15 protein-coding genes are annotated in these 12,478 nt (G+C 43.4%); 5 read left to right on the top strand and 10 right to left on the bottom strand.

The genetic code is table 11. From position 1 onward, the window contains the following. Positions 1-226 precede the first annotated feature (226 nt). Complete coding sequence (locus AC07NA_RS13175; RefSeq protein ID WP_494898021.1) at positions 227-760, bottom strand: hypothetical protein; 534 nt, start codon at positions 758-760, stop codon at positions 227-229. A gap of 144 nt (positions 761-904) precedes the next feature. Between AC07NA_RS13175 and AC07NA_RS13170 the strand changes: the two genes are divergently transcribed. Further along, complete coding sequence (locus AC07NA_RS13170) at positions 905-1,381, top strand: GyrI-like domain-containing protein (protein ID WP_494898020.1); 477 nt, start codon at positions 905-907, stop codon at positions 1,379-1,381. Positions 1,382-1,511: 130 nt separating this feature from the next. On the opposite strand, the gene AC07NA_RS13165 is transcribed toward AC07NA_RS13170, so the two are convergent. The 8 genes from AC07NA_RS13165 to rlmF form a co-directional block, all read right to left on the bottom strand. Next, positions 1,512-3,086, bottom strand: a complete 1,575-nt coding sequence (locus AC07NA_RS13165) for a porin family protein (protein WP_494898019.1) — start codon at positions 3,084-3,086, stop codon at positions 1,512-1,514. Then, the gene (locus AC07NA_RS13160; RefSeq protein WP_494898018.1) at positions 3,083-3,673 is read right to left on the bottom strand and encodes an RNA polymerase sigma factor; all 591 of its coding nucleotides are present in this window, start codon (positions 3,671-3,673) and stop codon (positions 3,083-3,085) included. Before AC07NA_RS13160 ends, AC07NA_RS13165 begins: the two co-directional genes overlap by 4 nt. Before the next feature lie 326 nt (positions 3,674-3,999). Further along, positions 4,000-4,776, bottom strand: coding sequence for a hypothetical protein (locus tag AC07NA_RS13155; protein WP_494898017.1), 777 nt, complete (start codon positions 4,774-4,776; stop codon positions 4,000-4,002). 180 nt (positions 4,777-4,956) lie between these two features. Further along, positions 4,957-5,457 (bottom strand): molybdopterin-dependent oxidoreductase, encoded by a 501-nt coding sequence (locus tag AC07NA_RS13150; protein ID WP_494898016.1) that lies wholly within the window; start codon positions 5,455-5,457, stop codon positions 4,957-4,959. A gap of 13 nt (positions 5,458-5,470) precedes the next feature. Continuing rightward, positions 5,471-6,616 carry a cytochrome-c peroxidase gene (locus AC07NA_RS13145; protein WP_494898015.1) on the bottom strand — a complete coding sequence of 382 codons (1,146 nt, stop codon included), beginning with the start codon at positions 6,614-6,616 and terminating at the stop codon, positions 5,471-5,473. 29 nt (positions 6,617-6,645) lie between these two features. Further along, on the bottom strand, positions 6,646-8,652 hold the full coding sequence (locus AC07NA_RS13140) for a TonB-dependent receptor plug domain-containing protein (protein ID WP_494898014.1): 2,007 nt from the start codon (positions 8,650-8,652) through the stop codon (positions 6,646-6,648). Between the two features lie 133 nt (positions 8,653-8,785). Beyond that, positions 8,786-9,130: a winged helix-turn-helix domain-containing protein gene (locus AC07NA_RS13135; protein ID WP_494898013.1), complete on the bottom strand. Its 345-nt coding sequence runs from the start codon at positions 9,128-9,130 to the stop codon at positions 8,786-8,788. A gap of 4 nt (positions 9,131-9,134) precedes the next feature. Then, positions 9,135-10,100, bottom strand: a complete 966-nt coding sequence (gene rlmF / locus AC07NA_RS13130; protein WP_494898012.1) for a 23S rRNA (adenine(1618)-N(6))-methyltransferase RlmF — start codon at positions 10,098-10,100, stop codon at positions 9,135-9,137. Between the two features lie 163 nt (positions 10,101-10,263). Between rlmF and AC07NA_RS13125 the strand changes: the two genes are divergently transcribed. The 4 genes from AC07NA_RS13125 (at position 10,264) to AC07NA_RS13110 (ending at position 12,085) form a co-directional block, all read left to right on the top strand. Continuing rightward, positions 10,264-10,767: a DUF6265 family protein gene (locus AC07NA_RS13125; protein ID WP_494898011.1), complete on the top strand. Its 504-nt coding sequence runs from the start codon at positions 10,264-10,266 to the stop codon at positions 10,765-10,767. Between the two features lie 102 nt (positions 10,768-10,869). Beyond that, positions 10,870-11,166 (top strand): hypothetical protein, encoded by a 297-nt coding sequence (locus AC07NA_RS13120; protein WP_494898010.1) that lies wholly within the window; start codon positions 10,870-10,872, stop codon positions 11,164-11,166. Positions 11,167-11,259: 93 nt separating this feature from the next. Then, complete coding sequence (locus AC07NA_RS13115) at positions 11,260-11,508, top strand: hypothetical protein (protein WP_494898009.1); 249 nt, start codon at positions 11,260-11,262, stop codon at positions 11,506-11,508. 211 nt (positions 11,509-11,719) lie between these two features. Continuing rightward, positions 11,720-12,085, top strand: a complete 366-nt coding sequence (locus tag AC07NA_RS13110) for a hypothetical protein (protein ID WP_494898008.1) — start codon at positions 11,720-11,722, stop codon at positions 12,083-12,085. Positions 12,086-12,115: 30 nt separating this feature from the next. On the opposite strand, the gene AC07NA_RS13105 is transcribed toward AC07NA_RS13110, so the two are convergent. Beyond that, the gene (locus AC07NA_RS13105; RefSeq protein WP_494898007.1) at positions 12,116-12,475 is read right to left on the bottom strand and encodes a hypothetical protein; all 360 of its coding nucleotides are present in this window, start codon (positions 12,473-12,475) and stop codon (positions 12,116-12,118) included. Between the last annotated feature and the right edge of the window lie 3 nt (positions 12,476-12,478).

The raw sequence follows: 12,478 nt of genomic DNA, 5'->3' as shown, positions 1-12,478 counted from the left end.
ACTTACCCGCAACAGGCCGCAATAAACTATCGGTTATTTTTTAGTAAACATAGTAATTATAATGAAACAGCATCAACAAAATGCACAATTGGTAAAAAAATATGTACAATTTACATATTAATACCATTGCGCCATCGTGCTTGTCATCAGTTTGTTACACACGGGCTCTCCTTAAGTGTAAAAACAACAATAATTTAATTTTCAGGAATACCTGTTTACCCCCCTTTTATGGATTAACCACCACCGTATGCGTACCGTCGGGATTAACGATAATGGAGGTTGAGCCGGTTTTTATGGCGGTAGAATGTGTGCCGTCGGGATTGACGATGGTGGCCGTAGCGCCGTTATCAATAATGGTTGAGTGGGTGCCGTTGGCATTAACGAGGGTTGATACCGTGCCGTTGTTGATCAGTACCGAATGAGTACCGTCGGGGTTAACAATGGTGGAAGTCGCGCCGTTATCTATCACCGTGGAATGGCTTCCGTTTGAATTTACAACGGTAGATACATTGCCGTTCTTTACCGCGACCGCGTGTGTGCCATCGGGATTAACTATCGTGCTTACGTTGCCATTTTTTGCTACTACCGTATGCCTGCCTCGCGGCGATACGATAATGCTTGTTTTATTAGCAACACTATCCGTAAGGCCCAATGCCTGTATTACAGCGTTCTTGTTATGGCGCGATACAATGCCTTTATTTTGCGCCTGTGCGGCAATGGCAAACAAGGACAGCAATAGGGTGAATGCAGGTATTTTCATGGGTTGATGCGCTAATATTACCACATGCCACAAGCGGGCATATCTGTTTGTTTTGATTGTTTTTACAGCAAGTGGTTTAACCCGCAGATATATATTTCGCAAATAATGGCACGCTGCTATATTTGCCGCTGTAACCGTATACTTATGCAAAACCGGATTGAAACCATCGCCGCTAAAAAGCTGGTTGGCCATAAAGTGACCATGTCTTTCAATAACGATAAAACCCTGCAGCTTTGGCAAGGCTTTATGCCAAGGCGCAGACAGATCACTAATACGTTGAGTAATGATGTGCTCTGTATGCAGGTCTACGAAGATAACGTGATTTTTACCCCCGATACCACATTTGAAAAATGGGCCGTGACCGAGGTTTCCGATTTTGAAAACATTCCCGAAGGTATGGAAACCTATACCTTACCAGGCGGACTGTACGCGGTGTTTATTTACCGTGGTGCAGCAAGCGATTTTGCACCATCCTTCAGTTATATCTTCAATGAGTGGTTGCCTAATTCCGGCTACGACTTGGATAACCGTCCGCATTTTGAAATACTCGGCGAAAAGTATAAGAACAACCATCCCGACTCGGAAGAAGAAGTTTGGATCCCCATAAAAGCCAGGAATTAGAAGGCTATTTAACTCATCCGGTCTTAGCTTCGCCCGACCACCTTCTCTGCTTTGCAAAGAAGGGTTTCTTATTTTACCATCTTTGCGAAGCAGAGAGGGTCGACCAGCGTAGCGTAGTCGGGGTGAGTTGTTAATCTTTAGCCTTTCCCAATTTAAAGCCAAGCTTAAATTGCAGGGTGCCGTTCTTGCTTGTATAAGTACCCAGCGGAGAGCTTACCTGTTGCCCTCTTAAAAAATGAACGTAGTTAATATCAAAAGTAAAGCGCTTTACATTAAAGCTTACCCCGCCCGAAATACCGTAATCTATCCGCTTTTGAAAGGTGATGTTCTTTAAGGTGTCCGTCATCCGTACGTAGTAAAGCGAGTCTTTGCGATTACCGCTGGCTACGTAAGGGGTTTTACCTGCCGTAGTTTTAAGCGGAATACTAACTATGGGCCCCGCCTTCAGGCTCACGTAGTTGTTTAACTTGTATACTATATGCAAAGGAAGGTTTAGGTTGTATAATTTCCTTGAATCGCTGATGGTTAAAAACTGGCCCGAATCTATCAGGCTGACAACTTTTGCAGAATAGGTGCCGCTTATTTTTTGTGGATTGAGGCCGCTTGGCTCAAAATTAATACCCAACCTGTTATTTAAATGATAGGTTACAAAAGCGCCTGCAAAGGCATCAACCGGTGAACTGCCATAAAAATTACTGTTCTCACTCTTGGGGGTAAAACTACCCGGGGCATTTACGCCAATCAAAATACCGTAATCAATATTTAAGGGCGATGATGCCTTCTGCTTTTTATCTTTCTTCTTACTATCCTGCTTGCTCTTATCCTGCTTAGCTTTTCCTGCATTTGGTTGTTCCTTAGCAGACCCCGATTTAACAGATATGGAATTAACATTGTATCCGCTTGCAGCAAAATTTGGTGTAGCAGGGCTGTTACTGTAAAACACAAAGGTTTGCTGTGCAGGCGGCAATACCGAAAGATAGTTTTGTATCCTGTCGCCAGCGCCGGCTATCAGCTTGTCATTATTACTACTTCTATTATTATGGTTTATGGCAGGCGCATTCTGCGGAACAAACCGGGCCCCGTTTTTACCATGTTTAGTTGGCGCGCCCTGCGATGGTTTTTTATTAGGATTGATCGTAGTATTATCGTCTACCGCAGAACCTCCCCGTTTAGTTTTATCCGCATTTATATCTGTTCCATGTTGCGCATCTTTTGCATCTCCGGGAGATGATCCATTCTTCTTGTTTTCTGTATCGACATGAGCTTTACTTACCGAATCCCGGTTATTACCTATTCCCGTTTTGTTCAAACTGCTATCCGCTGATATTGAGCTATCCTTTGCTGCTTCGCTGCTATTATCGTCGGCATCAATTACAGCATCATGGTTAATAGTTGAGTCTGTATTCTTTTTCGCGACAATGGTTTTTAACGGATGCTTTTTATCGTCTTTATCCTCCGCCTGTTTTTTGTGGAGCGCGAAGTAAAGTACGGTAGTAACCGATACCGCCACTACGATATATGATAGCAGCTTATACCTAAACGCCTGCATATATTGCGTAATGCTGCCACCACCCGTGCTTCCGCCGGGCAGTTGCACGTCGAGCATGGCCTGCATATCCATCCAATCGGCATTAGCGTCGTCGTTTATTGGCAGCCCGGCTCTTTTTTGTTGCCAAAGCTCAAGATATTTTAACGCTTGTTTCATTTTCCTGCTGCCCTCCTTTCCTTTAGCTGTTCATTGCTTTCGGTATCCGGTTGCAGCAATGTTCTTAATTTCCGTTTGGCCTCGGCCAGGTGCCAGCGCGATGTACCCTCGCTTATGTTTAACTGCTCGCCAATCTCTTTATGGCTAAAGCCATCCAGTACCGATAGGTTAAAAACCGTTTGTGTGGCGTAAGGCAGTGTGCGTATGTTACGCAGGATATCCTCAAAATACAGTTTCTCCAATATTTCCGGCGAAATAAACCGGTCGTCGGCAATTTGCTCATCGCTGATGTCGGCAGTATTAAATTTCAGTTCTTTGCGGCAAAGGTCGATAGCGGTATAGATCATGATCTTCCTGATCCAGCCGCCAAGCTCGCCCTTATCGGCATCAAAGTTCTTTATCGACTGGAAAACCTTCAGGAACCCGGCGTTGAAAGCTTCCTTCGCTTTGTCTTTATCCTGTATATAACTATAGCAAACGCGCAGCATATCGGCATGAAATAACTTGTACAGGGCTTCCTGTGCCGTGCGCTCATTATTTATACACCCTTTTACCAGCTTACCTACCTGCTTTTTAGAAAGATCCATTCAAGAAATTAAATTTTCGAAGCTTCTCTTAAACACACTTCGAACAAACCCTACTAAACGTTGGGTGCAATCTGCATTTTTTAAAGTTTTTTTAATTTATTGCATTTTGTCTGCTTTATCCGTTCGGCAAACGGATGTTCCTAAGTTAAGGCATCCGTTATAATTTTACTCATCCGGTCTTCGCTTCGCCCGACCACCTTCTCTGCTGCGCAAAGAAGGATCATAATTTTCTAACCCTCTCTACTTTGTAGAGAGGGTCGACCAGCGCAGCGTAGTCGGGGTGAGTTAAATTAACATCTTTTCACCGAACAGATCATTCAAAACCACTACCTGTTTATATGCAAAGGCGTTATCGTTACCCCTTCGGTATACGGCCAGCTAAAATTAATACTTGTTGCGGTAACTGTAATGCTTCCTGTATAAGTAGTACCATTTAAAGTAACGGTAAGCGGATAGGTGCCATCGGTTAAATAAGGTGTAGCGGTGTGCTGCCTGAAATCGATAATATCTGACGAGATCGCGCCTCCGCCGGGTAAGCAGGCAGGATCGGCAGGTTTGGTTACGTCTATGAATGATAATCCGAAATGGTTTGCCGCATCAAGCGATTTGGTGTAATTGATTATGCTGTTGCCGCAGGTATAGTGCTTGGTAGTTACAGCGGTAAAGTACAGGTAGGCAGAATCGGTTTCGGCATGCTCATAAAAATTAGCGTGTAATACAATTTGGTCGCCGGTTAAGGGTATATGTGTTGGCTGTGGTTCAGCGGGATGATAAACAGAATCGGTAACGGTGATGGTTGTACTTACCGGGCTGCTACCATTTACAGTTGCCGTAACCGTATAATTACCGGCCTTGCTGAATATTGCCAAAGCCGCATTACCGCGTTTAATAATACTGCTGAAACCCGATGGCGCAACTACCCAGTTAATGGAATCGTTGGCAGAAGCACCCAGCACCAGCAGAGAATCTGGTTCCTGAATTTTGACTATGGTTTTACTGGCCACCAGCTCATACCCGACAGTACTTTGGTCTAACTTTTTGCAGCTTTGTGTAATGAGTAGGGCAATAATTGCCACAATGAGGTTGTAGGTTAACTTTTTCATTTTGTTGTAATTTAAATGACGTGTTTTTAATGCATCATCGTATAAAAAATGATAAACGTTGGGTTGCTGTTAATTTAAAAAATCGGATAAATACTTGCTGTACAACAAATACACGTTTAAAACAACAAAGCCTCCGGATAACGATCCGAAGGCTTTGCGCAAATTCTTTACCGGTACTGCTTACTTAGCGAAGGCGATCTTTAATGAAGTAACCTGTTTAACGCAACGGGCGGGTTTCTTTTCGTCCTGCACAATAATGCGGAAAGGGCCATCAGCGGCAGGCAATGGGTTTCCGTCAACCTTATCTGCCAGTATGATCAGCCGGTCGGTAAAGCTCTTATCCAGTTCGGCCAAAGCGAAGCTCACCTGGTAGCCGTCGCTGGCTTCTACCAATAAATACTTAGCAAGGTTTTCACCTTTTAGTTCGGCCCCCATGGTTACACCTGCTTTTTGCAAAATATCAGCCAGTACCACACCCGAATAGGCGTGATCTTTACCATCCCTGTCTTTACGGGTAACGGTAATTTGCGTAAATTTTTGGAGTTCTGCCGCGCTGATATTTAAAGGGGTGGTTACCTCGCCACTTACTTTAACAATGGCCTGTTTTTCGGCTTGCGCGATGCTTAGCAGCGGCGCCAGGTTTAAAAAAGCGAAGGCAATGAGTAATGCTATTTTTTTCATGAGGTTAATGTTTTTATTTCCTGTTAACTGTTAAATGTGGGTTTGAAAATAGAGGATCGGTTACAAAAGCGGTATCGGTAAGCATATTCAAAAACGCTATGAGCGCTTTCTTTTCCTGCGGCAGCAGTTTTAACGATGTGCCGCCGGTTATGTTTGATTCGCCTTGCAAAAAAGCACTCAGCGAGGCCGATTGTTTGATATGCTCACTATAATGATCTATCACCTCCTCCAGTGTTTTAAAGCGACCGTCGTGCATATAAGGTGCCGTTAACGCGATGTTACGTAGGGTTGGCACTTTAAACCGCCCCCTATCGGCAGCTAAGCCGGTAAGGTCTTCTATCCCGGCATCTTTATAAATACTATCGAGCCCATTGTTATGAAAAAGCTCCATATAATTTTTAACGCCCCCGTGGCAATGGGTACAATTAGCGCCACGGATGCCTTTTTCGGGTTGGGGTGCCTGGTTAAACAGCACCATGCCCTGTAATTCTAAGGGAGTGGGTTGATAAGCGTTCCGTAAATAATCATCATACCGCGAATTGGCCGAAATAAGCGTACGCTCAAACTGTGCTATAGCCTTTACAATACGATCGCCGGTTATAGCGGTATCGCCATAAACAATTTTAAAAATACCGGGGTAGTTTTTGGTTTTGCTTAGTTTTTGTGCCGATAATATTAGCGACTGCCCCATCTCGTGTGGGTTAGTCATGGGTACAATAGCCTGGTCTTCCAGACTTGCAGCCCGGCCATCCCAAAAGAATTTGCGTGCCCAAAGCAGGTTAACCAACGACATGGAATTACGGGTAGATAATACATTATCTACCCCCGCGCTCAAAGCTTTGCCATCGGTAAACGCCCGGGCTTGTTCGTGGCAGCTGCCGCACGATAATTTGTTATTGGCCGATAAACGGGTTTCGTAAAACAACATCCGCCCCAGATACACAGCCTGCCGGGTAACAGGCTCATTGGCCGGGGTATTAATGCGGTTACCAAAGTTAGCCGGGTAATTAAGCGAGTAAGGGCCAATAGGTATTTCTTCCCGGTAATAAGCCCCGGCCGAAAGGGCAACGCTTACCACAAAAAGGAACAGCACAATACCCGCCTTGCGCACATATGCCACGTGCAGTTTGATGGATGGTTTGCGCTGTTCCTTTTTCAATTTAAAATTCAAATACCGGTCAACTAAATTTAATAATTATAGATGATGTTGGCAAAGTAGTTTCTGCCCTGCTCAGGGTAGCCTTCGGTAAGGGTATAATTACGATCGAACAGGTTATTAACACCACCCTCCACCGCGAAGCCTTTAAGCAAGGTTACATGCGCCTTTACATTTGTTAGGTAAAACGCGCCCGACGGTGTGCCATAGCTGGTGCTGTATCTTTTTGAATTGTACTCTTCAGATGCCAGTAAATACAATTTGGCAACAGGCGAGTATTGTACCGAACCGAACACCTTATGTTTAGGCACATCGGTAAAGTATACCTGCGGCGCCGATAAATTATTGCGTACAATAAGGGTGTAATTAGCATTAACGCTTAAATTGTTCATTATTGGGTAGCCTGCTGCAAATTCAGCACCGTAATACTCGGCCTTGCCTACATTTTGCACCTGCGCCAGGTTATTGTTAGTTACCGGGTCAACCGCTACATTGTTTACGGTTTGTATGCTATTGTTGATCTTGCTGTAAAAACCGGAAGCCTGTAAGGTCAGTTTGCCACCAATTAAGGAACGATAGCTCAAATCATAATTAAGCGCGTCTTCCGCCTTAAGGTCAGGGTTTGGAATAGCTGTACCCATACGGTACGAATACCTGTCTTTAATGGTAGCGAAACGGGTTTTGCGCGCAACTGAAAAACTTAGCGCGTTGCTGCTGTTGAAATCGTACTGTATTAAACCCTGCACATTCCAGGCGCTGTTACTATTGGCAGGCAGTTCGGCAATGGCGTTGCTTACAAACTGCTGGGCTGCGGTGCTGCGCCTGTCGTTATAGTTTACACCTACGTTTACCTTTAAGGCCTGTGTTAGTTGATAGGTATCTTCGGCACCAATGTAAAAGTTGTTATCGGCATTGCGGCGGGTTGGTTCGCCTACGTTATGCTCGCGGTGTACATCCTGCTTGTACTGGCCCACAATACTGAAACTGTTGTTCCTGATATCCGTGTTTTCAAATATTACGCTGCTGCCTAAAGTATAGTCGTCATAAATGCTTTTAAAAGCATAGGGCTTACTAATGGTGGTGTAGGTAACATCATCATAACTATCAATTTCATTTTTAAACTGACTGTAATACCAGCGGGTTTTTATTGTATTGGTTGCGTTAAGCTTATTGTTGCTTAACAGGTATAAACCTTGTGTATCCCAGTTTGGCCATTTCCAGTAACGCGGATTTTTAAATAAAGAGTTTTGGGTATTATCGCCGGCATAAACCGGTGTACCTTTCTTGCCACGGTGGTAACTGTAGCCAATGGCATACTCTTGCGAGGCAGTTGGTGTAAAGCCTACCTTTCCGCTCAGGTCGATATCGTTGCTGTAAGAATTATCGCGATGGCCGCCGTCCTCATTTTTAACCGGTACAAACGATGATGATAGCGGGAAATAATTACGTTTTAATTGCGACGCCGAAACCTGGTAATAAAACTTACCCTGGCTACCGCCGATATTGGTATTTAACCTGTAGCCACCATTTAGGTAACCGGCAACAGCATTCAGTTCAAAAGGCTTCACGGGTTTACGGCTCACCAGGTTGATAGCACCGCCCTCGGCATTGGGGCCAAACAGTACCGATGAATAACCCTTGGCTACGCTGATCTCGGATAGATTAAAGGTATTGTACCTCGCCAAATCTACATAGCCATCGTAAGGCACATACAGCGGCACACCATCAAGGTATACCGGCACCTGGCGGATATCAAACCCGCGTACATTAATGGCCGATTCGTTTCGAGCGCCAACAGCCATCAGCGTAATACCGGACAGCAGGTTGAGCGCGTGCGATACATCATACCTGTTGTACTGATTAAGGGTACCCGCGCTTAGTTTGTTTGATTGCAGGCTATCCTTAGCACCAATAATGGTTACCTGCCCTAATTGAAATACGTGTTTGCCTGTATCTGCCAGCTGTGCATAAGTTTTTAAGCTGGTTAAAAACAATGCAAACAATAAAATAAGTGATTTTAAGAGTAGATTTTTATTCATGTAGATGATATTTTAGCGTTATACTTTTAAAAATATAACGCTAAAATATATAAAACCTGTAAACGCTATGCTTCACAGCGCCAAAAAACACATAAAAAAGACAATCGTGTTTAAAAATCAGCCGAAAAGAAAGCTAAAAAGTAAAGCTGCCGCTGTTTTCCTGGAGAAATAAATTGAATTTTTGTTGCAGATGATGAAATTGCCGGATCAGTTTTTGCCCTTCAGCAGTAATCACGGCACTGCCGCCACCCTTTCCACCTCGTTGCGATATAATAACAGGTGATTCGAAGTGCGAGTTGATATGGTTTACCAGGTCCCAGGCCTGTTTGTACGACATTTTCATTTGCAAGGCAGCCTGCCTTATCGAACCCGAAGCCTGTATACGCTCCATCAGCTCAACACGGCCATGGCCAAGCATCTTTTCGCCGCCTACATCTATCCATATCCGGCCGTTCAGTGTAAACACTGCCTGTTTCATACGGTTATTTTTGCTGCCAGTGATCTTTACGCCATGCGGTCTGTTCTTCGGGAGATAAAAATGTCCATGCTACCACACGGCTTACTTTTTGGCCTTGTGCCATGTTAATGGTTTTTACCTCCGCTACCTTTTGCCACTCCAGCGTTTTGTAAATATGCGGTAGGTTATCCTTTTTTGATACCAGCGTGGTAAACCAAAAACATCTTTTGGCAAACTGCGCGCTTTGCTCAATCATTTTGGTGATAAAGCCAGCTTCGCCACCGGTGTACCAAAGTTCGTTCTTTTTACCGCCAAAGTTAAGCGCCGTTTTTTGCTCGCGGTTAAGGTTTTCCCATTTTTTAATGGTACCGGCTTGCGCCTCTTTTAGCGAAGCGTGAAATGGCGGGTTACAAATAGTAAGGTCGAACGTTTCGCCGGGTAATATTATGCCGGGAAATATATTGTTCTTATTGGCTTGCACGCGCAGCTCTATCAGCGGTTTAATCCGCGGATTTTGCGAAACAATGTTCCTGGCCGAATTAACCGCCAGCTGATCAACATCAGATCCGGTGAACTGCCAGCCGTAAGCGCTGTTGCCAATAAGCGGGTAAATGCAGTTAGCGCCCGAGCCAATATCAAGCACCTTTACCTTGCTGCCTTTAGGTATCAGCCCTTCATTGCTATCGGCCAGCAAGTCGGCCGCGTAATGCAGGTAATCTGCCCGGCCCGGTATTGGCGGACAAAGATAACCGGCAGGCAACGTCCAAAAGTCGATAGCGTAATGTGCTTTAAGCAAGGCCTTGTTCAGCATCACCACCGCTTCCGCGTCGCCAAAATCTATTGATTCTATACCATCAGGATTCGGCTTTACAAACTCCCGCAGTTCGGGCAAGGCTTTAATAAGCTTTGCAAAGTTGTACTGCCCGCGGTGCAGGTTACGTGGGTGCAGGTTCTCTTTTTGCGGAGGTGGCGGCGTGGCGCTTTTAGACATTTAAATGAGCGTTAAATAAAAAGCGAAGTTACGGATAGTGGCATGATATAAAAAGCCCTATATTTTGCTTCCATCTGCATAAGCAGCAACACCGTGTGTTTTGCTAATCATTTATTGGTAAATTAAATGATTATGTATATTTATCCATTATAAATCACCTTTTATGAAAAACCTGCGCACCTTACTCTTATTGATATTATTCAGCGGCCTGTTCACTGCCGCTTACGCCCAAACACCGGCCAAAGGCTCATTTGCCGACATCGCCTTTATACAAGGCCACTGGAAAGCCACCACCGCCGAAGGGCAACAAATAGAGGGTTACTGGATGCCGCCCGAAACCGACAATATTGTAGGCTTTATGCGCATGATGCGCGGCGGCAAGCTGGATATTTATGAAATACTAGCCTACGAGCAAACCGAACAAGGCCTGGTATCGATGGTGAAACACTTTAAACCGGGGTTGAACGGACTAGAGGATAAAGACAAGCAAGACCGTTACATTTTTGTAGAAGCAAGTAAGGACAAGGCTATCTTTCAAAAAGAGGGCGGCGACCTGCGCATCCTTTACGAAAAACGCTCAGCCAACCAGTTCGTAATAGCCCGCGGCAACCTGCAGGATGGCAAGTATGTATTTGTTGATCTGTTTGTGTTTAACAGGGTGAAATAAAGCATTACGGCTTCCATAATCCGCCCGCCAAAAAACAGCACGTACTACATTTCTGTAAATCAACCGATTATTGTTTATATTTAAAAACATAAACCTTAAGCCATGCAGAAACCAACAGCAACCCTGAATTTTGAAATTATCCGTTTTTTGAGCGAACAAACCGAGGTGGTGGACCTGTTAAACGCGAGAGATAACGATCCGAACGTGATAAGCGTGGAGTTGAGGAGCGCGTTCTACAAAAAGCATCCTACCACTCCCGGCTTGTCTTCTTACCGCATCGATCTGATCTACACCACCAAGTATCCCGCCGAAAACAACAAAGGCGACCTATATATTATAGTGGAAGTTGCACAAGGTGAACCGGCGAAGTTTGAGGTGGTTAGCATTAATCCGTATTAGAGGCTATATATTAGCACACGCCACAGGCGTGCGCCAGCGTGAGGGGAAGCTATAAAACGTGCATTAACTATTTTAACAACTTAATTAAGTAAAATGAATAGAGAAATCTTTAATGAAAGAAAAGAAATCTTAACAAAGCTAATAAAAGATAATTTAACCAAAATAGACATTTCTGAACAGGATAGAACATCTCTTACTATACTTTGGGAGTTACTTAATCAGTATTCATTTGAAAATAAACTACAGCAAAAAGGATTGTTATCGCATTCAATTATTGACAGTTTGGAGTTAGATTATTCATTAGGAGAAAAATTTATAAAATTTGATAATGACATAAAATAAGGAAGTAACTAAGGGCGACGATAGTTTAGCCTGCGGTCTGGTTTTATTATGGCACCTTTCTAAAAGCCTGCCAATTTTAATCATACAGGGCATGTGTAAGTACGGCTTGTGAACTATGCATGTCAAATCGAAATACTACAATAATGATATATTGTGCTAATAAATGAAAAAGTGGCCACTCTGCATCTTATTTGCACTCACATCGTGCGTGATGGATGGAATCAGCTCAATAGAAATCAAAAACGATTCTGAAAAAAAGATTGTCGTTTACAGTCAGGTTAATCTGAAAAATGACACGGACTTAATCTGTAATGAAACTGACTTGTTTGATTCAGTCAGAATCCCTGCATTTATTCCACCACACACCTCCGAAAGATTTTACTTAGATGCCCTGGGCGATTTAAAATACTATTTGAAAGATCATCCACAAGAAAAATTAATGATTTACTTTTTTGACTATAACGATTTAAAAACGATACAAAAAAATGTATCAAACTGTAATAAGTTCATTTTGCACCGCATGGAATTTAACTATGAGCAGTATATTCATAATAAAGGCGGCATTGTGATCAAATAAATTTAGCGAGGGGGTGATCTCATTACATTTTTACTGGTTTGCCGTTTCTATTCTATCAAAGGTGATTAGGAATATTAAATTAATTTGCGCTTTCATTGGATGAATCGTCTCCAGTTTAAGTTCATTACCGTTATTGATGTTAAAAAGAGCAGTATCCTTTGAATTTGTTAAAATAACGGTGTCGCCCTTTACTAAATATCTTTCATTTAAATAACGATTTCCCTTTACGTAATAAATCGTTAATGCATGATTTGATTTAAACGTTAATTCAACTTCTGTCGTTTTAAAATCCCCCTTCCATCTCCCTACTAAAAGCTTTTCAGACGGCCTTTTTTTATTACTACAGCTAATAACTAAAAGGGTTAATATTGAACAGATGATTATCTTCATTTA

The sequence above is a fragment of the Mucilaginibacter sp. GW821-FHT07G05 genome (genome assembly GCF_059418565.1).
Note: the sequence above shows the minus strand (reverse complement) of the source record. Positions and strands in the feature narration are given on the sequence as shown.